This is a genomic window from Halomonas lysinitropha (assembly GCF_902500215.1).
GTDB lineage: Bacteria > Pseudomonadota > Gammaproteobacteria > Pseudomonadales > Halomonadaceae > Halomonas > Halomonas lysinitropha.
Map to the genome: position 1 here is coordinate 243,406 of NZ_CABVOU010000027.1, position 23,252 is coordinate 266,657.

23 protein-coding genes and 1 pseudogene are annotated in these 23,252 nt (G+C 65.0%); 12 read left to right on the forward strand and 12 right to left on the reverse strand.

Annotated elements, in window-relative coordinates; all coding sequences use genetic code 11:
• Nucleotides 1-256 precede the first annotated feature (256 nt).
• The 5 genes from HALO32_RS05640 to HALO32_RS05660 all read left to right on the forward strand — a co-directional run bounded on the left by HALO32_RS05640 (nucleotide 257) and on the right by HALO32_RS05660 (nucleotide 5,558).
• Nucleotides 257-1,216 (forward strand): TAXI family TRAP transporter solute-binding subunit, encoded by a 960-nt coding sequence (locus tag HALO32_RS05640; protein ID WP_151442801.1) that lies wholly within the window; start codon nucleotides 257-259, stop codon nucleotides 1,214-1,216.
• 4 nt (nucleotides 1,217-1,220) lie between these two features.
• Entirely contained in the window at nucleotides 1,221-1,736 is a 516-nt protein-coding gene (locus HALO32_RS05645; protein ID WP_151442802.1) for a DUF1850 domain-containing protein, read from the forward strand.
• A 25-nt stretch (nucleotides 1,737-1,761) separates the two neighbouring features.
• Entirely contained in the window at nucleotides 1,762-3,768 is a 2,007-nt protein-coding gene (locus tag HALO32_RS05650) for a TRAP transporter permease (RefSeq protein ID WP_151442803.1), read from the forward strand.
• Between the two features lie 139 nt (nucleotides 3,769-3,907).
• Nucleotides 3,908-4,432: a 5-(carboxyamino)imidazole ribonucleotide mutase gene (gene purE, locus HALO32_RS05655; protein ID WP_151442804.1), complete on the forward strand. Its 525-nt coding sequence runs from the start codon at nucleotides 3,908-3,910 to the stop codon at nucleotides 4,430-4,432.
• Nucleotides 4,433-4,445: 13 nt separating this feature from the next.
• Nucleotides 4,446-5,558, forward strand: coding sequence for a 5-(carboxyamino)imidazole ribonucleotide synthase (locus tag HALO32_RS05660; RefSeq protein WP_151442805.1), 1,113 nt, complete (start codon nucleotides 4,446-4,448; stop codon nucleotides 5,556-5,558).
• 79 nt (nucleotides 5,559-5,637) lie between these two features.
• On the opposite strand, the gene HALO32_RS05665 is transcribed toward HALO32_RS05660, so the two are convergent.
• Both HALO32_RS05665 and HALO32_RS05670 read right to left on the reverse strand, forming a co-directional pair.
• Entirely contained in the window at nucleotides 5,638-6,189 is a 552-nt protein-coding gene (locus HALO32_RS05665) for a DUF2231 domain-containing protein (protein ID WP_151442806.1), read from the reverse strand.
• Nucleotides 6,186-7,634, reverse strand: coding sequence for an ethylbenzene dehydrogenase-related protein (locus HALO32_RS05670; protein ID WP_151442807.1), 1,449 nt, complete (start codon nucleotides 7,632-7,634; stop codon nucleotides 6,186-6,188). The genes HALO32_RS05665 and HALO32_RS05670 overlap by 4 nt, the downstream gene beginning before the upstream one ends.
• A gap of 245 nt (nucleotides 7,635-7,879) precedes the next feature.
• Between HALO32_RS05670 and HALO32_RS05675 the strand changes: the two genes are divergently transcribed.
• Entirely contained in the window at nucleotides 7,880-9,082 is a 1,203-nt protein-coding gene (locus HALO32_RS05675; protein WP_225809770.1) for a cation:proton antiporter, read from the forward strand.
• 71 nt (nucleotides 9,083-9,153) lie between these two features.
• Nucleotides 9,154-9,927, forward strand: a complete 774-nt coding sequence (locus tag HALO32_RS05680) for a glutamine amidotransferase-related protein (protein WP_151442808.1) — start codon at nucleotides 9,154-9,156, stop codon at nucleotides 9,925-9,927.
• A 37-nt stretch (nucleotides 9,928-9,964) separates the two neighbouring features.
• Here HALO32_RS05680 and HALO32_RS05685 read toward each other — a convergent pair whose 3' ends face one another.
• From HALO32_RS05685 to HALO32_RS05710, 6 genes are all read right to left on the reverse strand, one after another.
• Complete coding sequence (locus HALO32_RS05685; RefSeq protein WP_151442809.1) at nucleotides 9,965-10,735, reverse strand: transporter substrate-binding domain-containing protein; 771 nt, start codon at nucleotides 10,733-10,735, stop codon at nucleotides 9,965-9,967.
• 146 nt (nucleotides 10,736-10,881) lie between these two features.
• Nucleotides 10,882-11,613: an ABC transporter permease gene (locus HALO32_RS05690; RefSeq protein WP_151442810.1), complete on the reverse strand. Its 732-nt coding sequence runs from the start codon at nucleotides 11,611-11,613 to the stop codon at nucleotides 10,882-10,884.
• Nucleotides 11,613-12,317 (reverse strand): ABC transporter permease, encoded by a 705-nt coding sequence (locus tag HALO32_RS05695; RefSeq protein ID WP_151442811.1) that lies wholly within the window; start codon nucleotides 12,315-12,317, stop codon nucleotides 11,613-11,615. Before HALO32_RS05695 ends, HALO32_RS05690 begins: the two co-directional genes overlap by 1 nt.
• A 24-nt stretch (nucleotides 12,318-12,341) precedes the next feature.
• A complete protein-coding gene (locus HALO32_RS05700; RefSeq protein WP_151442812.1) occupies nucleotides 12,342-13,112 on the reverse strand; it encodes an ABC transporter ATP-binding protein in 771 nt (256 codons plus the stop codon).
• A gap of 221 nt (nucleotides 13,113-13,333) precedes the next feature.
• Nucleotides 13,334-14,320 carry a succinylglutamate desuccinylase gene (locus HALO32_RS05705; protein WP_151442813.1) on the reverse strand — a complete coding sequence of 329 codons (987 nt, stop codon included), beginning with the start codon at nucleotides 14,318-14,320 and terminating at the stop codon, nucleotides 13,334-13,336.
• Nucleotides 14,310-15,137: a DUF1338 domain-containing protein gene (locus HALO32_RS05710; protein ID WP_225809772.1), complete on the reverse strand. Its 828-nt coding sequence runs from the start codon at nucleotides 15,135-15,137 to the stop codon at nucleotides 14,310-14,312. Before HALO32_RS05710 ends, HALO32_RS05705 begins: the two co-directional genes overlap by 11 nt.
• Before the next feature lie 225 nt (nucleotides 15,138-15,362).
• On the opposite strand from HALO32_RS05710, the gene HALO32_RS05715 reads away from it, so the two are divergent.
• The 3 genes from HALO32_RS05715 (at nucleotide 15,363) to HALO32_RS05725 (ending at nucleotide 17,635) form a co-directional block, all read left to right on the forward strand.
• Nucleotides 15,363-16,223: a class I SAM-dependent methyltransferase gene (locus HALO32_RS05715; RefSeq protein ID WP_151442814.1), complete on the forward strand. Its 861-nt coding sequence runs from the start codon at nucleotides 15,363-15,365 to the stop codon at nucleotides 16,221-16,223.
• Nucleotides 16,224-16,331: 108 nt separating this feature from the next.
• Nucleotides 16,332-16,928 carry an NAD(P)H:quinone oxidoreductase gene (wrbA, locus tag HALO32_RS05720; RefSeq protein WP_151442815.1) on the forward strand — a complete coding sequence of 199 codons (597 nt, stop codon included), beginning with the start codon at nucleotides 16,332-16,334 and terminating at the stop codon, nucleotides 16,926-16,928.
• A gap of 224 nt (nucleotides 16,929-17,152) precedes the next feature.
• Nucleotides 17,153-17,635 carry a hypothetical protein gene (locus HALO32_RS05725; protein ID WP_151442816.1) on the forward strand — a complete coding sequence of 161 codons (483 nt, stop codon included), beginning with the start codon at nucleotides 17,153-17,155 and terminating at the stop codon, nucleotides 17,633-17,635.
• 44 nt (nucleotides 17,636-17,679) lie between these two features.
• Here the strand turns inward: HALO32_RS05725 and HALO32_RS05730 are convergent, their stop codons facing one another.
• Nucleotides 17,680-18,294 (reverse strand): DNA polymerase ligase N-terminal domain-containing protein, encoded by a 615-nt coding sequence (locus HALO32_RS05730; RefSeq protein WP_151442817.1) that lies wholly within the window; start codon nucleotides 18,292-18,294, stop codon nucleotides 17,680-17,682.
• Between the two features lie 49 nt (nucleotides 18,295-18,343).
• Complete coding sequence (locus HALO32_RS05735) at nucleotides 18,344-19,417, reverse strand: tartrate dehydrogenase (RefSeq protein ID WP_151442818.1); 1,074 nt, start codon at nucleotides 19,415-19,417, stop codon at nucleotides 18,344-18,346.
• A 190-nt stretch (nucleotides 19,418-19,607) separates the two neighbouring features.
• Between HALO32_RS05735 and HALO32_RS05740 the strand changes: the two genes are divergently transcribed.
• Together HALO32_RS05740 and HALO32_RS05745 are read left to right on the forward strand one after the other, a co-directional pair.
• A complete protein-coding gene (locus HALO32_RS05740) occupies nucleotides 19,608-20,936 on the forward strand; it encodes a glycosyltransferase (RefSeq protein ID WP_151442819.1) in 1,329 nt (442 codons plus the stop codon).
• 447 nt (nucleotides 20,937-21,383) lie between these two features.
• Entirely contained in the window at nucleotides 21,384-22,385 is a 1,002-nt protein-coding gene (locus HALO32_RS05745; protein WP_151442820.1) for an aldo/keto reductase, read from the forward strand.
• Between the two features lie 218 nt (nucleotides 22,386-22,603).
• On the opposite strand, the gene HALO32_RS18200 is transcribed toward HALO32_RS05745, so the two are convergent.
• The gene (locus HALO32_RS18200) at nucleotides 22,604-22,933 is read right to left on the reverse strand and encodes a TauD/TfdA family dioxygenase (RefSeq protein WP_233279905.1); all 330 of its coding nucleotides are present in this window, start codon (nucleotides 22,931-22,933) and stop codon (nucleotides 22,604-22,606) included.
• 151 nt (nucleotides 22,934-23,084) lie between these two features.
• Nucleotides 23,085-23,246, reverse strand: a pseudogene (locus HALO32_RS18285) (hypothetical protein); the annotation flags it as partial.
• Between the last annotated feature and the right edge of the window lie 6 nt (nucleotides 23,247-23,252).

The window sequence follows — 23,252 nt, forward strand, 5'->3', positions numbered from 1 at the left end:
GCCCCCCCCCCCCCCCCCCCCCCCCCCCCCCCCCCCCCCCCCCCCCCCCCCCCCCCCCCCCCCCCCCCCCCCCCCCCCCGCCCCCCCCCCCCCCCCGGGGGGGGGGCCCATATGAATTGCCGAACGGCCAGGTGAACGTAGAAATCGGGGGATTGGGCTCTCACGCAGCGACCGTGCTAGCGTGGTCCGGGGCGCCAAGGAATGCGAGCGCCGAAACAACTCACAACAAACCTGGTTTCAGGACCGGAGGATTGCCATGCGATTTCTCAAGTACGCCGCTGCCGCCACGCTGATGGCCACAGCTCCCCTGGCTGCTGCTCAGCAGCTCTCCATTGCCACCGGCGGTACCGGCGGTACCTACTACCCGCTGGGTGGTGGTCTGGCCGAGATGATCGGCAAGCACATCGAGAGCTACGACGCCGTGGCCGAGGTGACCGGTGCCTCGGTGGAAAACATGGGGCTGGTGTGGCGCGGTGATTCCGATATGGCGCTGGCCCTGGCCGATACCGTCCATCAGGCCTACAACGGTACCGGTGACTTCGAGGGCCGTCAGCTGGAGAACATCCGCGCCCTGGCATCTGTCTATCCCAACGCGGTGCAGATCGTGACTCTGGCCGATTCCGGCGTCGAGACGCTCGCCGACCTGGAGGGCAAGACGATTTCCGTGGGCGCGCCGGGTAGCGGCACCGAGCTCAACGCCCGCGCGGTGCTCGAGGCCAACGGCATCACCTACGACGACATCGATCCGCGCCGCCTCAACTTCAACGAGACGGCCGATGCTATCCGTGATGGTGACATCGCTGCCGGCTTCTGGAGCGTGGGGCCACCCACCAGCTCGATCATGAACCTGGCCACCACTCGCGACATCCGCCTGATCGGCCTGACCGATGAGCAGGTAGCCAATGCCCGCGAAGAGTCGCCGGTGTTCGCCCGCTACAGCCTGCGCGAGGGCCTCTACGAGGGCATGGACGAAGCCGTGCAGACCATCGGTGTTCCCAACGTGCTGGCGGTGAGCAGTGAAATGGACGAGGAACTGGCCTACCAGGTCACCAAGATGCTCTTCGAGCGGACCGACGAGCTGATCGATATCCATCCGGCGGCCAACGACACCACCGTGGAGTTCAGCATCGAGTCCACGCCGATCGCCTTCCATCCGGGCGCATTGCGTTACTACGAGGAGGTGGGTGCCGATATCGCCGACCACCAGCGCCCCTGAGGCAATGGATGATTCGTGCCTGACGGCAGGGCGGGCCTGGCTGCCCGCCCTGCTGCTTTGTGTGGGCCTGGCGACCGTGGCCGCCCCTCCGGCGCTCGCGGCCGACGAGGCGCGGCTGGAGGTGCTGGGCGTCGAGGGCGAACGCCTGGTGAGCCTGCCGATGCCCGAGGGTGAGGGCTGGTGCCTGGAGTGGAACCACTCGGTCGAGGGCTTCCCGGTGCGGGACTGCTACCGCCATCGGGAGGGGCGCATGGTGCTCGTGCGTAGCCACCTGCCCGACTTCGCTGCCGGCCTCGACCATATCCCCGGGCGCGGCCGCCAGGTCTCCGATGGCGAGGGCGGCTACTGGATCGAGGCGATCGACGAGCCGGTGCCGGGTAACGCCTATCGATTGCGGGTGGGCGCCATGCGCGTCGACCACCGCCTGGTGATCGACGATACCCGGATCAGCCTGAGCCGCCTGGCCGAGAACCGGCGAGTGACGATCCGCCTGACCCGGCCCGCCGCCTCCCCCGAGTGAACGACAATCCAGCGAGAACACCACGATGAGCGATTCGGGTAACTCCCCCGTCATCCCCGGCAGCCAGGCGAACCATTCCCGCCCGGTGCTGTGGCTGATCACCCTGGTGGCGGTGGGCCTGTCACTGTTCCAGCTCTACTCCGCCGGCATCCAGCCGCTGGGCCTCTTCTACCAGCGCAGCATCCACCTGATGCTGATCATGATGCTGGCCTTCCTGATGTTCCCCTTGCCGGGGTCCAAACGTGATCGTGGGCCGATCACCGGGCTGGTCGATACGATCTTTCTCCTGGGAGCGCTGCTCACGGGGGGCTACCTGGTGCTGTTCCTCGACGAGATCATCAACCGCGCCGGTTTCTGGAGCCAGACCGACATCGTGATCGGCTGCATCGCCACCGTCACCGTGCTCGAGGCGGCACGCCGGGCGGTGGGGCTGGGCATGACCCTCATCGGCATGGTCGCCATCCTCTACGCCCTCGCCGGCCCCCGCGGCGAGCTGCCGTGGCTGGGTCAGTTCCTGCCCGGTATCCTCGAGCACCGCGGCTACAACCTGGACCGACTGGTGGGCCAGCTCTACCTGGGCCAGGAGGGCATCTTCGGCCTGCCCATGGGCGTGGCGGCCACCTATATCTTCATCTTCGTGCTGTTCGGCGCCTTCCTGGAGATCACCGGCGCGGGCAAGTTCTTCATCGACCTGGCCTATGCGGCCACCGGCCGCCAGCGTGGGGGCCCGGCCAAGGCGGCGGTCATCGCCTCCGCCGGCATGGGCTCGATCTCCGGCAGCGCCATCGCCAACGTGGTGACCACCGGGGCCTTCACCATCCCGCTGATGAAGCGCCTGGGCTACAAGCCCCACCAGGCCGGCGGTATCGAGGCGGCGGCGTCCACCGGCGGGCAGATCATGCCGCCGCTGATGGGCGCCGGGGCCTTCCTGATCGCCGAGTACACCCGGATGCCCTACCTCGAAGTGGTCAAGGTGAGCATCCTGCCGGCGATCATGTACTTCGCCACCGTCTACCTCCTTGTGCACATCATCGCCCTCAAGCAGGGCATGCAGGGCCTGGCACGCTCCGAGCTGCCGCAGATGCGCGACGTGATGGGCGCCGGTTGGCATTTCCTGCTGCCCTTGGCGGTGCTGATCTGGCTCCTGGTGATGAACATGTCGCCGATGCGAGTGGGCTATTACGCCATTCTCACCATTCTGGTCGTGGCGGTGCTGCGCTTTGCGGTGTGGTTCCTGTTCATCGCCCCGCGTGAGGGGCAGAAGGTGACCGCGGAGACGCTTGTCGAGGCGCTGAAGGCCGGGGTGATCAAGCTGGTCGGTGGCCTGGAACTGGGCGCGCGCAATGCCGTGGCCGTCTCCATGGCCTGTGCCGTGGCCGGCATCATCGTCGGTGTGGTGGGCCTGACCGGTCTGGGACTCAAGTTCTCCTCCATGATGATGGCCTTTTCCGGCGGCAACCTGCTGCTGGCGCTGGTGATGGTGCTGCTGGCGAGTCTGGTGCTCGGCATGGGGTTGCCGGTCACCGCCAGCTACATCGTGCTGATCGTGCTGGTGGGGCCGGCCCTGACCGCCGAATTCGGCGTTCCGCTGCTGATCGCCCACCTGGTGGTGTTCTGGTACTCCCAGGACTCCAACGTCACGCCGCCCATTGCCCTGGCGGGTTTCGCCGGCGCGGCGATCGCCGGTGCCAAGCCCATGGAGACCGGCTTTCAGGCCTGGAAGTTCGCCAAGGGCCTTTACCTGATCCCGCTGTTCATGGTCTACAACCCGGAGATCATCATGGGTGGATCGGTGCCGGTGCTGGTCTGGACGGCGTTCATCGGCTTCCTGGCTTTGGGCGCATTCGCCGCGTCCCTGGAAGGCTTTCTCTTCACCTGGATGTCCTGGCCAGTAAGACTGGTGCTGCTGCCGGCGATCGCCGCCGCCTTCTATCCCGGCCTGATGGTGGAAGTGGCCGGGGTGGCGGTGATGGTGCTGGCGCTGGCCGGCAACTGGCTGGCCAGTCGGCGTGAGGCGGCAGCGGTCGGGTAGCGTCCGAGCCGATTCCGGCGACAAGCCTTGTCGCTTGCCGGGATGGGCAAGATGACTCGGGGCAGCCGCACGGCTAGAATGTGCGGCTTTCCTTTCCGCACTCTATTCCCGCACAGAGGCACTCGCCGAGGAGCAGGCCATGCAGTCCGATACACAGGCGCCGAAGGTCGGCGTGATCATGGGGTCGAAGTCCGACTGGCCCGTCATGGAGCATGCCGTGGCCATGCTCGAGCGGCTCGGCGTGCCCTGCGAGACCCGGGTGGTGTCCGCCCACCGAACGCCTGACCTGCTCTTCGACTACGCCAAGGGCGCGGCCGAGCGGGGCCTTTCGGTGATCGTCGCCGGTGCCGGCGGGGCGGCCCACCTGCCGGGCATGGTGGCTTCCCAGACGGCGCTGCCGGTGCTCGGCGTGCCGGTGGAGTCCAAGGCGCTCAAGGGCCTGGACTCGCTGCTCTCCATCGTGCAGATGCCCGGCGGCATCGCCGTGGGCACGCTGGCCATCGGCAAGGCCGGCGCCACCAATGCGGGGCTGATGGCCGCGCAGATCGTCGGCCTGCAGGATGCAAGGGTACGCGCCGCCGTGGAGGCCTTCCGCGCCGAGCAGACGCAGACGGTGCTGGACCATCCTGATCCCCGGCCCGATCCGCGTCCCGAAAGCGAGTGAGAGGAGAGACATCATGAATATCGGCGTCCTGGGGGCCGGCCAGCTGGGCCGCATGCTGGCCCTCGCCGGCTATCCCCTGGCCAACCGCTTCACCTTCCTCGACACCACCGGCCACCCCAGTGCCGGCATTGGTGACGTGATGATCGACACCGACAGGAAGCATCTTGATGGCTTTCTGGAGAAGGTCGACCTGGTGACCTACGAGTTCGAGCACCTGCCGGTCTCGCTGGTCCAGGCCATCGAGGAAGTCAGGCCGGTCTTCCCGTCCAGCGAGGCGATCCGAATCTGCCAGAACCGCGCCGAGGAGAAGGCGCTGTTCGACCGCCTGGGCATTCCCACTCCGGCCTACCGGCTGGTGGAGCACGCCGACGAACTGGAGGCGGCGGCCCGCGAGCTGGGCTGCCCGGTGGTGGCCAAGTCGGTCACCGAGGGCTACGACGGCAAGGGCCAGGCGGTGCTCAGGGACCCGGTCGAGGCCCATGAAGCCTGGCGCACGATCAACCATCCGCGGCTGGTCGTGGAGGCCTTCGTCGACTTCGTGCGCGAGGTGTCGATCATCGCCGTGCGCGGACGCGACGGCGAGGTGGCCTTCTACCCCATGGCCGAGAACCAGCATGTGGACGGCATCCTGCGCTACTCCATCGCCCCTATGCCGGACCTCGACAAGGAGGTCCAGCAGGCCGCCGACGGCTACATCCGTGCCCTGCTCGACGAGCTCGACTACGTGGGGGTGCTGACCCTGGAGCTGTTCCAGAGCCGCGACGGGAGCCTGCTGGCCAACGAGATGGCGCCGCGCGTGCACAACTCCGGCCACTGGTCGATCGACGGCGCGGTGACCAGCCAGTTCGAGAACCATCTGCGCGCCATCCAGGGGCTGCCGCTGGGCGACACTTCGGCACGCATGCCGACCTGCATGGTCAACGTCATCGGTCGGGAAGGGGAGGTGGCAGAGATCCTGACCCTGCCGGACGCCCACCTGCATCGCTATGACAAGAGTGAGCGCCCCGGCCGTAAGCTGGCCCACGTCAACCTGCTGGCGCCCACCCATGAGTTGCTGCTGGAGCGGGTGCTCGCCTGCGCGGCCTTGCTGCCGGATGCCCCGACGCCGCGCTTCAGCTTCGAGTAGAAGGGTTTGTTCTCTGAACATACGAAGAAGGCCCCGCAGGAGCGGGGCCTTCTTCAATGGTGCAGGGCAGGATGGCGGATCAGTTGGCCGTATGGCGTCCCTTGAGCCCCACGATGGCACAGGCGACCCCGATGAGCACCATCACGGCGATGGCCCAGAGGGGACTATAGAAGGTGGTGTAGACCTCCCAACCCATCAGGCCGAGCACATCGGAGAACATCGTCGGGGCACCCACCAGGTGTCCGCCCAGGGTGCCGGTGGCGGCGAAGAACAGGCCCCCGACCAGCGCCAGGATCACCAGGGCCCAGCGGCGGTTACCCTCGAAGGCGGCATCGCCGGCTTTCCATACCAGCACGGTGATCATCGTGAAGATCCCAAGCGACCAGAACGCCATCAGGATATGGTTGCGGGTCAGGGCGCTGTGCGTGCTGGCCTCCAGTGGCCAGATCAAAAACCCCGTGACGATGGCAGCCAGGGCCCCGAGCAGGCTGAGCACCAGCACTGGCAGCAGTGCCGCGCGGCTGAGCTCTGCCATGCGACCGGTCAGGAAGGCGCCGACCAGGATCATCAGTGTGGCGAGTGCCCAGAATCCCAGCGGGAAGTGGACAAGCATATGGTGCAGGCCGGTCATGATGTTTCTCCCTTGCGGTGGGTGGAGGTTTTGCGGAAGGCCGGGAACAGGGCGATCGTTACCCCCAGCATGGTGACCAGGCCCGCTATCAGCGTCATCATCCAGCGTGAGGTGATGGCGTCATTGAACTCCATCTCCACGCCATACAGGGCAAGCTGCTGCTCGCTATGGCGTGCACGTACCGGGGTGCCTTCGGCGATGTCCTCGGCGCCGGCATGGGCGCGGCTGATCAACAGTGGCCAGTCCACCTGGCCGGGGTAGAAGAGGGTCATGTCGAACCAGTCATCGCTCCAGTTGGGCGATCTGCCCGAGAAATTGGTGGCCTGGAGGTCGGCATCACGCCCAAGCCCCAGGGAATAGGGATGGGAGACATAGTGCCAGCGGCTGCCGGTGGCATTGCGGTAGACGGCGATGGCGATGTCGTAGATTCCCTGCTCGGCGAGGATCTTGTCGTCCAGGGGATTGCCGGTGTCCAGGTCGCGCACCAGGGTCACGTCCCAGTAGTCATCCTCCCAGCGTGCCTGGCCGTGGACGGCAATGCTGCCCCGCGAGCCCTCGGGTTGTCTCAGCAGCCGGCGCGGTATCACGTCGCCCTCTTGCCAATCGTGGTCAGGATCGAAGTCGGTCCGGTTGTCTTCCGAGAGGTAGTAGAGACCGTCGAAATCGACCTCGCCGGACTCCACCTCCTCCCAGCGCAGGGCGCGCTGGCCGGTCTGTTCAGGATCGAGCATCCAGCGTGGCTGGTTGTTGTCGCCATCCCAGTTGGTGGTATAAGGACCCGAGCCGGCATCGCTGTTGCGATACTCGCCGATCCACTGGTCGTCCGAGGCGCCGATAGGGTTGGAGCGCCCTGCGCGCCAGTGCCAGAGATCGAGGAAATAGCCTGCCTCACGTTGAGCGGTGAGGACGTCGGCATCCGCCACGCTGCGCCAGTCGTTCTGGTCGGTGCGGGTGGCCGGCAGGTACTTGCGAACGTCGCTTTTGCCCATCTGTTGCCCTAGGTAAGGGTGCTCCGAGACCTCTGCCGGGCTCGCCGAGTCGCTGAAAAAGCGCATCTGGTCGCCCACGGTGATATAGCCGCCATAGCGACCGAAGTTGGGAACCCCGCCGTCGTCCACCAGCATGGCGACCCGATCCTCGTAGGTGCCATCGGGGTCGGGACCCGGCCGGGAACTGCCGTGGCGGACCCATTCACCATCGGTGTAGCGCAGCATGTCATGGTAGACATGGGCCTGTTCTGCGGGCCAGCGATACCTGAAGTAGATCTGCTCATCGTTATAAGCGGCCTGGACCTGCAGCGGCATGGTCAGCTCGTCGGGGATCGAGATGTTGCGCGTCGGGTCGTCCTCGATCACCCCGCTGCCCTGGGTGACCCAGGCGAGCGCCAGCGCGACGGGCAGTCCGAGGACCAGCCAGGGGAGGGAGCCCTTGTCTTGTTGTGTCATGTGAACTCCTGAAACATAAAATGAAATAATGTAACGCATCTTCAGTATGGACCCTGATGGCTATCCATGTATGACATGAATCAAGTCAGGTGCGACAAGGCGCCACAGCCGATGGCCTCCTGATAAGGCGGCCGGTCGGCCATGCGGTCGTGATGGCTCCATGATTCGGGGTCGATGGTTGGCGTCTCCATGCTAGGCTGTCGGCTTTCTACTCGACTTGCCCATGACCGACGAGGAACTGCAAGGTGAATCTGCCCGACGCACTCTCCTGGCTGCCTATCGACCCGACCTTTTCTTCGGTCAGCCTGATACTGCTGGGCGTGATCCTGTCCATCAGCATCCTGGCCGACGCGGTGGCCAGCCGAACCCGCCTGCCGCGTATCTCGCTGCTGGTGCTGGTAGGGGTCGGGGTGGCGGTTGTCCAGCAGTGGGGCCTGGATCAGACCGGTGGCCGGCCGCTGGACGGCCTGGCCGAGCCGCTGATCCAGGTGGCCCTGGTGATGGTGGCCTTCCTGCTCGGTGGCGAACTGACCCTGGATCGCCTGCGTAGCATCGGGCCCTTGATCCTGATCGTATCGATCTCGGTGATCGGTGTAGGGGCGCTGGCGGTGGGTGCCGGTCTGCTGGCACTGGGGTTCCCCATCGTGGTGGCGGTATCACTGGCGGCCATCTCGGTGGCGACCGACCCTGCAGCCGTGCAGGAGACGGTGCGTACCAGTGGTGATACCCGATTACGGGCTCGTCTGCTGCTGGGGATCGTTGCCATCGATGACGGCTGGGGGATCGTGGCCTTCGGGTTTGCCATGGCCGTGCTGGGGTGGATGCTGTCGGGTGAGGGTGAGCAGGCGCTGATCGAGGCAGGCTGGGAACTGGGGGGTGCCCTGCTGCTGGGGGCAGGGATCGGATTGCCCGCGGCCTGGTTGACGGGGCGCCTGGCGCCGGGCGAGCCGACCCAGGTGGAAGCCCTGGCGCTGATCCTGTTGCTGGCCGGGATCTCCTCCTGGCTCGGAGTTTCGTCCCTGCTGGCGGCGATGGTCACCGGTGCCCTGGTGGCCAATCTTTCCAGCCACCACACGCGTTCGTTCAATGAAATCGAGCTGATCGAGTGGCCCTTCCTGGTATTCTTCTTCGTGCTGTCGGGGGCCAGTATTGATCTCTATCGCCTGGGAGATGCCGTCGGCCTGACACTTGCCTACATCCTGCTCCGCCTGGCGGGGCGCTACCTGGGCGGCCTGCTCGGTGTGCATCTGGCTCGTAAACGCCAGGCCGAATTGCCCGGCAACCTCGGTCTGGCGCTGACCCCACAGGCCGGCGTCGCGATGGGCATGGCGTTGCTCGCCGCCGAACGCTTTCCCGAGCACGGCCCCATGCTGTTGTCGGCGGTCGTGGCCTCGACCGTGATCTTCGAGATCCTCGGGCCGCTGCTGGTCAAGCGGGTGCTGCGCTGATGGACCCTGCCAGGCTGTGACATGGCGGTGGGCATCAAGAGTAAGGCGAGATGACAGGGAGAGGAAAGAGCATGGTGATCGGACTGCTGCAGTGTGATGACGTGGCGCCGGAGCTACGTGGGACCCACGGCAACTATCCCGAAATGTTCGAGGCGTTGTTCCATCGCGTGGACCCGACCCTGCAGTTTCGCGTCTGGCGCTGCCTGGACGGCGAGATTCCCGAGGATGTCGAGGCGGTAGATGCGTGGCTGACCACGGGAGCGAAGTTCGGGGTCAATGATGACCTGCCCTGGATCGCCGAACTCGAGGCCTTCGTGCGCGAGCTCTGGGCCGCCGGAAAGCCGCTGGTGGGCATCTGCTTCGGCCATCAGCTGATAGCGAAGGCCCTGGGTGGCGAGGTGGCGAAGAGCCGCAAGGGCTGGGGCGTGGGGCTGTCATTCAACCGGGTCACCGAGCGGGCCGACTGGATGGCCCCCTGGCAGCCGAAACTCGACCTGGTGGTGAGTCATCAGGACCAGGTCGAGCGCCTGCCGGAGGGTGCCCGGGTGCTGGGTGGCAGTGCCTTTTGTCCCAGTTACCTGATGCAGCTCGGTGAGCACTTCCTGGGGATTCAAGGCCACCCCGAGTTCACCAGCGCGTACTCGCGTGACCTGATGGCGCTGCGTGCCGATCTGATCGGTGACCATCGGGTGCGTGAGGGAGTGTCATCGCTATCGGCGCCGGCGGACGACATCCTGATTGTGCGCTGGATCCTGGCCTTCGTGAATCGAGCCATCGAGATCCGCCAGAACGATCATCAGGCCTCGCCACGATGGCCGGGACCGAACGCAAGACCGGGGCCCTGAGGCCCCGGTCGTATCGGCTGACGCTTTATCGTTCGATTCACTCCGTACCGAAGTACTTCTCGTGAATCTCCTCGTAGGTGCCGTTGTCCTGCAGCGTCTCCAGGGCCACGTTGAAAGCCTCGGCCAGTTCCTGGTCGCGCTGGCGGAAGGCGATGCCGAAGCCTTCACCGAAGTACTCCTTGGGCTCGGTGATCTTCTCGCCGACCAGCTTGTAGTTTCCGGCGTCACTGTCGAGCAGGGTGGACTTGCCGATCGGGAAGTCGAGGAAGACCGCGTCGAGGCGACCGGAATCCATGTCCAGCACCATGTCGTCGGCGGTGGCGTAGCGATTGACGTCGGCCACGTCGCCGTACATGTCGGTCACGTAGTTGTCCTGCAGGGTGCCGCGCTGCACGCCGAGGGTCATGCCCTCGAGGGTCTCTTCAGACGGGGTACCGATCTCCACGTCGCTGGGGGCGAACCAGGCCGACGGCGGGGTGATGTAGGGGTCGGAGAAGAGTACCTGCTCGCGACGCTGCTCGTTGATGGTCATCGAGGACATGATGGCGTCGTACTTGCGCGCCTGGAGGCCGGGGATGATGCCGTCCCAGCCCTGCACGACCCACTCGCACTGGATGCCGATCTCGGCGCACAGAGCGTTGCCCAGGTCGATGTCGAAGCCCGTCAGCTCGCCGTCGGGGGTGCGGTACTCCATGGGCTCGTAGGGCACGTCGACGCCGATGCGGATGTCGCGTACCTCGGCATTGGCGCTGCCGGCGACCAGGGCGGCGCCGAACACGCCGAGGCTCAGGATCTTGTGTAGCTTCATGGGTGTCTTCCCGTGTTGTTGGTGGTTTCACCTCGTGGGTGATGACGGGCCCACCATAGCGGATGCCGGGGTCCGTCTGAAAGGGGAGCCAGTCGCTTTCAAACGCCGGTTCCCAACGCTTGTTTTACGCTCATCGGCGGTGCCTGTCAGCCGCTGGCCGGTTTGAGATGTGCCAGCAGGCGCCGTTCCAGGTAGCGGAACAGGTAGAGAATGGCGAACGTCAGGCACAGATAGATGGCCGCGACGAACAGGAAGGCCTCGAAGGGCGCGTAGTAGCGCGCATAGACGAAACGGGCTGCCCCGGTCAGGTCCATGATGGTGACCACGCTGGCGATGGCGCTGGCGTGGAGCATGAAGATCACCTCGTTGCCGTAGGCGGGCAGGGCGCGCCGGAAGGCGCTGGGCAGCACGATACGACGCAGCATCAGCCCCCGGGACATGCCGTAGGCCCTTGCGGCCTCGATCTCCCCGCGGGCCGTGGACTTGATGGCGCCGCGGAAGATCTCGGTGGTGTAGGCCGCGGTGTTGAGGGTGAAGGCGATCAGCGCCGGCACGAAGGGTTTCTCGAGGATCACCCACAGCCAGGTCTCCTGGATCCCCTCGACGAACACCACGCCGTAGTAGATCAGATAGAGCTGGACCAGCAGTGGCGTGCCGCGGAACACGTAGCAGTAGAGGAAGATCGGCAGGCTGATCCAGCGGTGCTTCGAGCCGCGGCCGATGGCCAGCGGTACCGCCATGACCAGGCCGATGATCAGCGACAGGAATACCAGCTGCACGGTAGTGACCAGGCCTTCGCCGTAGAAGCCGAGGGTCTGCAGGGTGAAGATACTGTTGTCGGCGAGCTGGGTTTCCAGCCAGTTCATCAGGGCTTCCATCAGTCTGCCTCCCGGTAGCCGACGTCATAGCGCTTCTGCAGCCGTGCGAAGCCCCACTCCGAGACCGTGGCGATCAGCAGATAGACGGCGGCGACGATGATCATGAACGTGAAGGGTTCACGGGTGGCCTTGGAGGCCTCGGCGGCCACGCGAACCATGTCGGTTAGGCCGATCACCGAGACCAGAGCGGTGGTCTTGAGCAGCACCATCCAGTTGTTGGAGAGTCCCGGAATGGCATGGCGCATCATCTGCGGGAAACGGATGCGCCGGAACACCAGCCAGTGGTTCATGCCGTAGGCACGCCCGGCCTCGATCTGGCCGCTGTCCACTGCCAGGAAGGCGCCACGGAAGGTCTCGCCCATGTAGGCGCCGAAGATCAGCCCGATGGTGACCACGCCGGCGACGAACTCGTTGACGTTGATGAAGATATCCCATCCGAAGCGCTCGTAGAGCTGGTCGGTGACCATGTTGATGCCGATCTGGCCGCCGAAGAACATCAGCATCATCAGCACCAGGTCGGGCACGCCGCGGATGACCGTGGTGTAGACGGTGCCGATGCGATGGGCCAGCCAGTTGCGCGACATCTTGGCGCTGGCGGTGAGCAGGCCCAGCACGATGGCAAGGATCAGCGAAAGTACCGCCAGTTCGATGGTGATCAGGGCCCCTTCCGCGAGACGCGGGCCGTAGCCGTGCAGGTCGATCATGGATGTCTCCTCGTCCGGGTCGCCTCAGTGCTTGGGCGCCAGGAACTGCTTGAGTCGTTCGGAGCTCGGGTTGCCCAGGACCTCATCCGGCGGGCCGGCTTCCTCGACTCGTCCCTGATGCAGGTAGATCACCTGGGAGGAGACGTCACGGGCGAAGGACATCTCGTGGGTGACCACGATCATGGTGCGGCCCTCTTCGGCGAGGTCGCGCATCACCTTCAGCACGTCGCCGACCAGTTCCGGGTCCAGTGCCGAGGTCGGCTCGTCGAAGAGCATCACTTCCGGGTCCATGGCCAGTGCCCGGGCGATGGCGCCACGCTGCTGCTGGCCACCGGACATCTGGGCCGGGTAGTAGTCGGCATGCTCTCCCAGGCCCACCCGTTCGAGCAGCTGACGGGCGTGGCCGATCGCCTCCTTCCTGGGCTTGCCGAGCACATGGATCGGGGCCTCGATGACGTTCTCCAGCAGCGTCATGTGGGCCCAGAGGTTGAAGCTCTGGAAGACCATGGAGAGCTTGGCGCGCATGCGCACCACCTGCTTCCAGTCGGCGGGTTCGCGGCCGTGTTTCGTCTGCTTGAAGCGGATCTCTTCGCCGTGGACGATCACATCGCCCTCGTCGGGCTGCTCGAGCAGGTTCATGCAGCGCAGGAAGGTGCTCTTGCCGGAACCGGAGGCGCCGATCAGGGTGATCACATCGCCCTTGTGCGCCTTCAGGGAGAGGCCCTTGAGGACCTCGGCGTCGCCGAAGCGCTTGGTGATATTGCGCACTTCCAGCGGAATCGGGGTATCGGCCATGTAACGGGCTCCAGATCGTGGGCGGTCCGCCGCATCGAGGGTCGGTCGGCGCGGTTCGGGATCAAGACCGGGGATCGAAAATAGATGATTCTAACAGGCCGGAGCATTTCCGGAGGGGGGCCGCGACGAGCCGGGCATTCTACCTTGGTCCGGTAGGGGGATGGCATGGGGCATGGGGATTCTCCTGGCGGTTGTTGTTGTGAGGTGCCGAGGTGAGGGGGTCAGTCCGGCGGTGGGCTCGGAACGACCAGCAGCGCCGCCCGGGCCCCGATCTCGACCTCGGCGTTGGGAAAGACAACCGATAGCGGAGTCTCCCCGACCCGGGTCTCGCCGGCGACGGCGTCTTCTGCCAGCCGTGTGCCTGGCGGGAACTCGGTGAAGTTGGGGGTATCATCGGGAAAGCAGAGCCGAAACGCCTCGCTGTGTCGCAGCAGCTCGTGCTCGGCGCGGAAGAAGGTCATGGCGCGGGGGTCGCCGGCGTCTGGCTCACGACCCTCGACCAGCGCCTCGAGCAACCGGCCCATGGGGGCCAGCGGCGCCAGGTCGTTGTGGCCGAACGGCAGGGCACGCCCCAGTTCCAGGGTAAAGGTCGCCGCACCATGGTAGTGCTTCGAATAGTGCGAGAAGGTCCAGCTGTGACGGTGCTGGTGTAGCACCGCCTGGATGCCGGCGGCCGCCAGCCAGCACCAATGCTCGTGGGGCGTCGGCGCGTCTGCGAAGGGCTCGACCACGAAACGCGGGAAGCGACTGTCGCGGATCGCCGTATGCAGGTCGTAGTGCAGGCGGGAGAGGCCGGCATGGCGGGCGTAGAAGGCGTCTACCGCGGCCATCAGCGCCCGGGCTCGGTCGGGCTCGTCACCCGTCTCCGCGAGATCGCGGCGGAACAGCCGATTGAGGTTGGTGGTGACATAGCGCTGGCCGCGCCGGATGGCCTCGGGGTTTCCCAGGATCACCAGCAGCGGCGCTCCCAGATGCAGCAGCCCGGCTTCCAGGCGGGCGAGGGACTCGCCCAGCATCTCCATGGGAGCCGTCTCGTTGCCGTGGACGCCGACCGAGAGCACACAGGCCCTCGCCTCGATGGCGAGGGAGTCCGGCACGAGTTCGAGCACTCCCGAAGCGACTATCCGGAAACGCCCACCCGGAACCCTGCCTTCGGTGGGAGAGCAGGTGTGGCCTTTCAGACCCTGGTCGAACCACTCAGCCAGCATGGCCGGGATGGGCGTCGGTGGACTCGAAGATACGGTCGGCGCTGGCGGCGACGAAGCCCTGGTAGAGCTGGCCCTCGGCATCCGGGTAGCGGCGAGCGAACTCGTAGTAGCAGGTGGGGATCTCCTCCACCCGCCCGCCGGAGAAGGTGAAGGGCATGCGGTCGGCGAGTGTCGAGGCCTGCTCCAGCAGTACCTCGGGGGAACCCTTGATGCGTCCACCGGAGGCATTGATGGCCAATCCCAACGACTCGACCTTGGCCAGCAGTTTCTCCAGGGTGTCGTGGTAGCGCAGGTGGTTGACGCTGACCGTGAAGTGGTTGGCTCGCAGCCCGATGATCGACAGCCAGGCGGCGTAATCGCTCTCCTTCGCCAGGGTGCAGTATTCCCCCCAGGTCGGTGCTTCCCAGAGACGGCCGGCCCACATCACCTCGGGCGAGGCGATCCGGGCAGGATCGATCTGGTCCACCAGCTCGTCGATGATCTCCTGGGCAGGTGCCGATAGCTCTCGGCACTTCAGCTCCGAGAGGAACACCCTGGGCTGGTCCTCACGCGGCGGCAGGTAGCCCCAGGCACGCAGCTTCTTGGCCTCGAAGTCGTACGGCTCCAGCCGGGTGTAGCCGAGTGCCAGCAGGTGCGGCTCGAGGTCGGCCAGGCGAATGGGGCCACGGTCGAAGGTGCGGAAGGCCACATGGTCGTTGACGATGGTCTCGCCATCGGCGACCAGAGCATCATGGATGCGACTCGCCTGGGGCGTCATGGCGGTGTAGTCGTCCCAGAGGCGCGAGAAGAACTGCTCGAGGCTCATGTCGGAAGGCATGCGGGCACCTGTTGTCGATGTTGTGGTAATTGGTGACACCATCCCGTTCGTCGCTGGTGAACTCAAGGACGAAGGTCGGTCAGATGAAAATGGTGGGGCCCGGAGTGAAAATCTCGATCAGCGGCGGGCTGACCGGAATTCAGCAGCTGCCGTGACCTTTGCACGATGGGGAACAGGGCCTTCTGCGACTAGACTGGCATCGTCGCCTGCCACCAGGAGATCATCATGCCCGACCAGGCCCGTCACCTCGATGCCCACTACGATGCGCCTGCCGAGCGAGGCGAGCAAAGCCTGTCGACGCGACTGCGAGCGGCCTTCCGCGAGGCGGGGTGCGACCCCGACCACCTCAGCCTGGAAGAGATCGCCGGCATCGACCAGTTGCACCTGGGCGGACGACGGGCCAGCCGCTCCCTGGCGGTGCTGGGGCGCCTCGCCGCCGGCAGCCGGGTGCTGGACGTGGGGTGTGGCACCGGCGGGGCGAGCCGACTGCTGGCGGCTGAGTTCGGCGCCGAGGCGACCGGGCTGGATATCACCGCCGCCTTCGTGGAAGTGGCCGGCTGGCTGAGTCGTGCCACCGGACTCGACGAGAGTACACGTTTCCTCTGCGCCGATGCGGCTCACATGCCGCTCGCGGATGGCACCTTCGATGTGGTGTGGTGCCAGCACGCGCTGATGAACATGCCAGATATCGCCGCGGTACTCGCCGAGTGGCAGCGAGTGCTGGTGTCCGGCGGCACGTTGCTGCTCCACGAAGTGGTGGCCGGTGACGACCGCTTGCCGCTCAGCCTGCCGGTTCCCTGGGCACGGAGCATCGAGACCAGCCATCTTCGCCCTCGGCAGTCCCTGGAAGCAGTGCTGGCCGAGAGCGGTTTCGCCCCGGTGGTGGTGCGGGACGTCACCGAGGAAGCCCTTGCCTGGCGACGCAAGCACAGCCGTCGGGAGGGTTCCGTCGCAACGTCGCCGCCAACCCTGCCCGGGCCGGCACTGATCTTCGGCGAGGTCTTTGCCGAGATGGGGCGGAACCTGCGCGACAACCTGGCCGCGGACCGGGTGCGGATCCTCGAAGGGGTGTGGCGCAAGGCGTGACGTTTCGATCAGGTTGGCTGATCGCGTCGATTTTCTTCGCTTCCTTTCGTTTCCGTCGATTTTATACTGGGTGCCGTTATACAACGGAACCTAGAAGGAGGCATTGCAATGACACGGATACTGGTGCTCTACCATTCCATGTATGGCCATATCGATACCCTGGCCCGCACCGTGGCCGAAGGTGCCGGCAGTGTCGAGGGTGTCGAAGTCACTCTCAAGCGCGTGCCCGAGACCATGCCTGCCGATGCCTTTGCCAAGGCCGGTGGTCAATCCTTCGATACCCCCGAGGCGAACCCCGACGAACTGGCCGACTATGATGCCGTCCTCTTCGGCAGCCCGACCCGCTTCGGCAACATGTCCGCCCAGATGCGGACCTTCCTCGATCAGACCGGCGGCCTCTGGGCGAACGGCAAGCTGCGTGGCAAGGTGGCCAGCGTCTTCACCTCCACCGGAACCGGCGGTGGCCAGGAGACTACCATCACCTCCTTCTGGCACACCCTGGCCCATCACGGCATGGTGATCGTGCCGCTGGGCTATGGTATCGGCGAGCAGTACATCTTCGATCAGGCCGGCGGTGGCAATCCCTATGGCGCCTCGACCATCGCCGGCGGCGACGGTTCGCGCCAGCCCGACGAGCGCGAACTCAAGATCGCCCACTTCCAGGGTGAGCACGTGGCACGCATCGCCGCCAAGCTGGCCGGCTGACGCTACACACGGGGAATCTCGCGACAGACAAGGCCCCATCCGGGCTTCCCCGACGGGAAAGCGGATGGGGCCTTTTCGTCGCTGTGACTCAGCTGCCGGATCACACGGACACCGTTCTCGAGTTTTTTGGGTTTGCTTAACCTGGATCAAGGCGTTCCATGGGCATCCCATGGTTACGTCACGGCTAGAGTGCACGAGGCTCGACAACACGGGGGTGCGATACAATGTCAAACAGCATGCTTGAAAGCCCGATCCGCTGCTGTCTGCCGGAAGAGGAATTTCTCCTGGCCTGGGATCACGAGTTAGAGGAGATGCACCGTTACCGCGGGTTCGCCCTGTGCTTCCTGCCCACCCACCCTTCCATCAGTCGCCTGATGGTGGCCCTGGGCATCGAGTGTGAAGAACGTCTGGACAGCCTGTTGGCGTCGGCCGAGGGTCTGGGGCTGGGCGAGAAACTCAGGCATCGCGGCCTCAGCCCTGAATTGCAGGCGGAACTGCGTCGAGAGCATTTCTTCGTGGTGGATGACGGCATCGCGCGATTGACCCTGGCCCAAGTGCTGCTTGCTGCCTGCAACTCCTGGCAGTTCTATCGTCTGATTCTGGATTCCTGCAGCTCCCAAGAGCTCTGTGTCATCCTCAGGCATTTCGTCGATCAGAAGGACAACGCCTGCCGGGTCCTCGAGGAGGTCCAGGAGTTTCTGGGGTAGCTGCGTTACCGGCTTCGACGCCAGGGCTCAGCGGACTGTGAAAATCAGGGATCTTCCTCATCGGCGATCTGGTCGAGGGTGCGGCCACTGAGCACGCTTTCGGGTTCGGTGTGGGTCGGTTTTCGCCGGGCATCGGCGCCCTCGTCGTCCATCTTGACCAGCAGCCAGTTCTCCTCCCTGCCCCCCATCCTGCTGTGGATCAACGCATAGCCACCGCGTAGCTTCCTGCCTTCCAGCCAGACCTCGATCTGGCCTTTCTCCAGCGACTCCCTCATGGAGAGGGAATTTCCCTTCTCGTCCTGTTTCAAGTTGCGATAGGGCCCTGCATCCCAGACCAGTACAGTGCCTGCCCCATAGCGGCCCGGCGGGATCACCCCCTCGAAATCCGCATAGTCGAGAGGATGATCCTCCACCCTCACCGCCAGGCGTTTCTCGGCAGGATCGGTAGAAGGTCCCTTGGGTACCGCCCAGGACGTCAGGGTGCCGTCGATCTCGAGGCGAAAATCGAAGTGCTCGGAAGAGGCGTCGTGATGCTGGATGACGAAGAGGGGGTTGCCTTTCTGCCGCCAGCCGCTGGACCCCTTGCCCCGTGGCTCGGGTGACTCGCGAAAATCACGCTTGCTGCGGTAGGGCCCCAGGCGCTTCTCGTTATCTTGCATGTCGGCTCCTCTTCCAGCGTGTGTGTCGTCGTGTCGGGCTCCTGTCGCGTCAGCCGGTGATCCGCTCGGCGATGGCGCGGCCCAGGGACTCGGTGGTGCCATGGCCGCCGACATCCGGTGTGAGTATCGCCTCGTCACCTTCAGCGAGCACTGCCTCGAAGGCATCGACGATGGCCTGGCCGGCTTCCGGGTGGCCGAGGTGCTCGAGCATCATGGCGGCGGACCAGATCTGCCCGATGGGATTGGCGATACCCTTGCCGAAGATGTCCGGGGCACTACCATGAACGGGTTCGAACAGGCTGGGGAAGGTGCCCTCGGGATTGATGTTGGCAGAGGGGGCAACCCCGATGGTGCCGGTGCAGGCCGGCCCCAGGTCGGAGAGGATGTCGCCGAAGAGGTTGCTGGCCACCACCACGTCGAACCAGTCGGGGTGCATGACGAAGTTGGCGGTGAGGATATCGATATGGAACTTGTCGACGCTCACCTCGGGATAGCTCCCTGACATCGCCACTACCCGCTCGTCCCACCAGGGCATGGTGATGGCGATGCCGTTGGACTTGGTGGCCGAGGTGAGCTTCTTGCGCGGGCGTGACTGGGCGAGCTCATAGGCGTACTTCAGCACCCGGTCGACCCCGGTGCGGGTCATCACCGTTTCCTGGATCACCACCTCGCGGTCGGTGCCCTCGAACATCTTGCCGCCGACGCTGGAGTACTCGCCTTCGGTGTTCTCGCGTACCACGTAGAAGTCGATGTCGCCCGGCTTGCGGTCGGCCAGTGGACTCTTGATGCCCGGCAGCAGCTTGCAGGGGCGCAGGTTGACGTACTGGTCGAAGCGGCGGCGGAACTGCAGCAGCGAACCCCACAGGGATACGTGGTCGGGAACCGTATCCGGCCAGCCCACGGCACCATAGAAGATGGCATCGGCATCCTTGAGCTGCTCGAACCAGTCGTCGGGCAGCATCTGGCCGTGCTCGAGATAGTAGTCGCAGCTGGCGAAGTCGAAGTGCTCGAGATTCAGGTTGATGCTGAAGCGTGCGGCGGCGGCCTCGAGGGCGCGGAGCCCCTCGGGCATCACTTCCTTGCCGATGCCGTCGCCGGGAATGACGGCGATACGATGGGACATGGAACTCCTCCTCTGGGATGCATGGGGGCGCATGTGGGATACCTGGGTTGTGCCTGCCATTCTAGCCATGCACGAAGGAAAGGGAATCCGAGTACCATTTCTTTCAGTTCGTTCTTGCTTGAAAGGACATGGCCAGTAGCGAGCCTTCCCGGCAGAATGTCGCCACCGTGAGTCGAGGAGCCTTGTGCCAGTGAATGTGCTGATGTTCACCAATACCTACCTGCCCATCGTCGGCGGGGTCAGCGAGTCGGTACAGCGCCTCAAGTGCCAGCTGCAGGCCGCCGGCCACCGTGTGCTGGTTGTGGCGCCGCGCCTGGAGGGGCAGCCCCGGGAGGAGGGCGACGTGGTACGGGTGGTGGCGGTACAGCATTTCAACGGCAGCGACTTCTCGCTGCCGGTGCCGATTCCCGGCCAGCTCCATGAAGCGATCGAGGCCTTCGATCCCGATGTCGTCCATGCCCACCACCCCTTCCTGCTGGGTGATACGGCCGCGCGGGCGGCGGAGACCTACGGCCTGCCGCTGATCTTCACCCATCACACCCTCTACGAGCACTACACCCATTACGTGCCCGGCGACTCGCCGCGCATGCAGCGCTTCGCGGTGGCGCTCGCCAACCAGTACACTTGGCTGTGCGACGAGGTGATCGCGCCCAGCGAGAGCATCCGTGACCTGCTGCTTCGGCGCGAGGCCAATCCACGCATCAGCGTGGTGCCGAGCGGCGTGGACACCGCGCGGTTTGCCCTTGGCGACGGCCGAGACTGGCGCGCGCGACTCGACATTCCTGGCGGGGCCTTCGTGATCGGCCATCTGGGGCGCCTGGCGCTGGAGAAGAACCTGGCGTTCCTGGCCGAGGCGGTGGCCGAGGCGCTGGCGCGCGAGACCGGGGCCCACTTCCTGGTGGTGGGGGAGGGCGAGGCCCGCAGCGACATCCAGGCACTGGCCAAGGCCAGGGGCGTGGAGGGGCGCCTGCACTTCACCGGCCGCCTGCAGGGCCAGGCCCTGATCGATGCCTACCATGCCATGGATGTCTTCGCCTTCGCCTCCCACAGCGAGACTCAGGGGATGGTGGTGGCCGAGGCCATGGCGGCCGCTCTGCCCGTGGTGGCCATCGATGCCCCCGGGGTGCGCGAAGTGGTGGTCGATGGCCGCAACGGTCGGCTGCTTGCCGAGGATGACGTCGATGCCATGGCCGAGGCACTGGTTTCCCTGGCGGACCCCGATATCCGCTTGCCGCTGGCCGAGGACGCCCTCGAGACCGCCGCCGACTATGACGAGGTACGCTGTGCCGAGCGTTGCCTGGCCGTCTATCGCCGCGCGATTGCCCGGGGCGGCCCCTTCACCCATGCCGATGAGGGGGGCTGGGAGCGGGTGCGCTACCGTTTGGGAGCCGAGTGGCAGATGCTCTGCTACCGCGGCCGCCTGTTGCGCCATCTGGTGCAGGAGGAGTGGGAGCAGGAGCGACCCACCTGGTGGCCAGGCCACCGGGAGGATGACGAAAGCGAGTTGCCGAGGGAATAGCTACTACCAGTTGGCGAGCAAGGTGAGGGCGATCCGCGGAAGCAGGAGCAGATGGGGAATGCAAGCCTGGTCCTTGGCTACTCAGGGCTATCGCCGATGGAAGTAATGCTCGAGGCTGTTCCGGCGACAGGTCCCGAGTGCAGGACCATCGAGGAGGAGCTGAGAACCCCTCCCTGGCGCTACCCACGCCCTGCTTGGCTGCTGAGGAAAGCTAAAGCATACGGGCCCCGCGGGTTCCCGTGTCAGCCAATGGCACCCAGCGTGTTCACAGCGAGAGAGCCTTGCGCACTATCCATGTCCACCACCTAGCCCATGGCCGAAGTATGCTGAAAAAAATAAGGCGGATCAGAGGATAAGTGATCGGTTGAGATGGCCGGCCTTTCCGGTAACGGTTTCTTGACTATGCTGTCAGCGACCACGCTCACAATCTGACTTTCGGGAGGCATTTTGGACACTCAGCTCTTTGGAAACAGCGATATCAGGGTTACACCGGTTGGCCTGGGCACCTGGGCGATTGGTGGCTGGATGTGGGGAGGCACCGATGAAGGCCAGTCCATTGATACCATCCATGCCGCTATCGACAAGGGGATCGGTCTGATTGATACCGCTCCCGTCTATGGCTTTGGGCGTTCGGAGGAAATTGTTGGCAAGGCGCTGGCGGGCGGTCGCCGTGACAAGGTTGCGCTCGCCACAAAGGTTGCCCTGAACTGGAATGCGGATCATGACAAGGTCTGGCGGGAGGCCACGGCCAGCCGTATCGAGAAGGAAGTGGAAGACTCGCTGAGACGTCTGCAGACCGAGACCATTGATATTTACCAGGTACACTGGCCCGACCCCGTAACCCCCATGGAGGAAACGGCCCGAGCCATGGAGAATCTTTTCAAGGCGGGCAAGATCCGTGCAATCGGCGTTTCGAACTTCAGCCCCGCCCAGATGGATGAATTCCGTAAAACTGTGCCCCTGCACAGCCTGCAGCCCCCTTACAACCTTTTTGAGCGGGAGATAGAGGACGAGATACTCCCCTACTGCCGTGAGCACGGAATTGCCACCATCACCTATGGGGGTCTTTGCCGGGGGATGCTGACAGGGAAGATGCGAGAAGACACGCAGTTCAGCGGTGATGACCTGCGAAAGAATGATCCCAAGTTCCAGGGGGAGCGCTATCGCCAGTATCTGGATGCCGTGGCTGAGCTGGACCGTTTCGCCCGGGAACGCTATGGCAAGAACGTTCTCGCTCTGGCCTTGCGCTGGCTGATCGACCAACCCCAGGTCACCACCTCGCTCTGGGGTGCTCGCCGGCCGGAGCAGCTCGACCCCGTCAGTGAGGTCGAGGGCTGGTCACTGGATCCCCAGGCGTTCAAGGAAATTGACGACATACTCAGCCGTTGCATCAAGGATCCGGTTGGCCCCGAATTCATGGCACCCCCTTCGCGTGAGGGCAATGACTGAAGCGGTTTTGTAAACTGCTACTTTCCCTGATGCAGCCTCTCATACCCAACTGGAGGTGGTTCAGGCGACGCTGCTCGGTCAACGGCCGTTGGTTCGCCTGGTCGTCGACCTGGCCTGTGGCCGCGTGCAACTAGGTCGCTCCCGCGAGGCCCTCTGAGGCAGCGATCTCTTTCAGTGAGATTGCTGGTCAGCAAGACTTCTCCCGTTCGTGTCGTGCCTCAGGGCTGACGCGCCAGTACCCGCAGGCGCGACTCGAGCATGTAGCGGTCGAGATAGGTCCCCTGCAGGTGGCGGCGTCCGCTGGCAGGGTTGAAGGCACCGCGGCCGTGCAGTATGCGGCGGTTGCCGAAGGCGACCATCTGGCCTGGCGCCAGAGCGAACTCGATCCTGTGACGTGGTTGATGAAGCAGCGCCCAGAAACGTTGGTAGGCGGTATACCAGGCCTCGATGGTTTCTGGTGGCAGTTGCATGGTTTCTCGGATCCAGTTGTTGAATCGGACTTCCACCACGCGCCCCTGGGCATCGCAGCGCAGGATCGGCTCGCGCACGGGGATATCGTGTGTCTCGTCTTGGAAGCGAAAGTCGACGGGGGCTCTGCCAGCAGGCGAAAGGCGTCCGGACTCTCCTGGCGCAGGGTAGCACCAGACGCTCGCGGGTTTGCGGGTGGCGGCACTCGCTACAGGCGCAGTGGTCACGCAACCACACCCAAGGCGGGCGAGACTCTGCACCATCCCGCCAGGTCAGCACCACTCCCCGCGACTCGGGGCGGGCCTCGACCAGCCGGGGGGCTTGGTCGTAGGGAGCGAGTTCGTGCATCTCCACCGGCGTCGTTTGGGTTTCGGGGGATGAGGCGGTGAACATCCGGGC

Bases quoted from the DNA above. Each gene is read 5' to 3' on its own strand.
- HALO32_RS05640 (WP_151442801.1), top strand. From the start codon at position 257: ATGCGATTTCTCAAGTACGCCGCTGCCGCCACGCTGATGGCCACAGCT.
- HALO32_RS05645 (WP_151442802.1), top strand. From the start codon at position 1,221: ATGGATGATTCGTGCCTGACGGCAGGGCGGGCCTGGCTGCCCGCCCTG.
- HALO32_RS05650 (WP_151442803.1), top strand. From the start codon at position 1,762: ATGAGCGATTCGGGTAACTCCCCCGTCATCCCCGGCAGCCAGGCGAAC.
- purE (WP_151442804.1), top strand. From the start codon at position 3,908: ATGCAGTCCGATACACAGGCGCCGAAGGTCGGCGTGATCATGGGGTCG.
- HALO32_RS05660 (WP_151442805.1), top strand. From the start codon at position 4,446: ATGAATATCGGCGTCCTGGGGGCCGGCCAGCTGGGCCGCATGCTGGCC.
- HALO32_RS05665 (WP_151442806.1), bottom strand. From the start codon at position 6,189: ATGACCGGCCTGCACCATATGCTTGTCCACTTCCCGCTGGGATTCTGG.
- HALO32_RS05670 (WP_151442807.1), bottom strand. From the start codon at position 7,634: ATGACACAACAAGACAAGGGCTCCCTCCCCTGGCTGGTCCTCGGACTG.
- HALO32_RS05680 (WP_151442808.1), top strand. From the start codon at position 9,154: ATGGTGATCGGACTGCTGCAGTGTGATGACGTGGCGCCGGAGCTACGT.
- HALO32_RS05685 (WP_151442809.1), bottom strand. From the start codon at position 10,735: ATGAAGCTACACAAGATCCTGAGCCTCGGCGTGTTCGGCGCCGCCCTG.
- HALO32_RS05690 (WP_151442810.1), bottom strand. From the start codon at position 11,613: ATGGAAGCCCTGATGAACTGGCTGGAAACCCAGCTCGCCGACAACAGT.
- HALO32_RS05695 (WP_151442811.1), bottom strand. From the start codon at position 12,317: ATGATCGACCTGCACGGCTACGGCCCGCGTCTCGCGGAAGGGGCCCTG.
- HALO32_RS05700 (WP_151442812.1), bottom strand. From the start codon at position 13,112: ATGGCCGATACCCCGATTCCGCTGGAAGTGCGCAATATCACCAAGCGC.
- HALO32_RS05705 (WP_151442813.1), bottom strand. From the start codon at position 14,320: ATGCTGGCTGAGTGGTTCGACCAGGGTCTGAAAGGCCACACCTGCTCT.
- HALO32_RS05710 (WP_225809772.1), bottom strand. From the start codon at position 15,137: ATGCCTTCCGACATGAGCCTCGAGCAGTTCTTCTCGCGCCTCTGGGAC.
- HALO32_RS05715 (WP_151442814.1), top strand. From the start codon at position 15,363: ATGCCCGACCAGGCCCGTCACCTCGATGCCCACTACGATGCGCCTGCC.
- wrbA (WP_151442815.1), top strand. From the start codon at position 16,332: ATGACACGGATACTGGTGCTCTACCATTCCATGTATGGCCATATCGAT.
- HALO32_RS05725 (WP_151442816.1), top strand. From the start codon at position 17,153: ATGTCAAACAGCATGCTTGAAAGCCCGATCCGCTGCTGTCTGCCGGAA.
- HALO32_RS05730 (WP_151442817.1), bottom strand. From the start codon at position 18,294: ATGCAAGATAACGAGAAGCGCCTGGGGCCCTACCGCAGCAAGCGTGAT.
- HALO32_RS05735 (WP_151442818.1), bottom strand. From the start codon at position 19,417: ATGTCCCATCGTATCGCCGTCATTCCCGGCGACGGCATCGGCAAGGAA.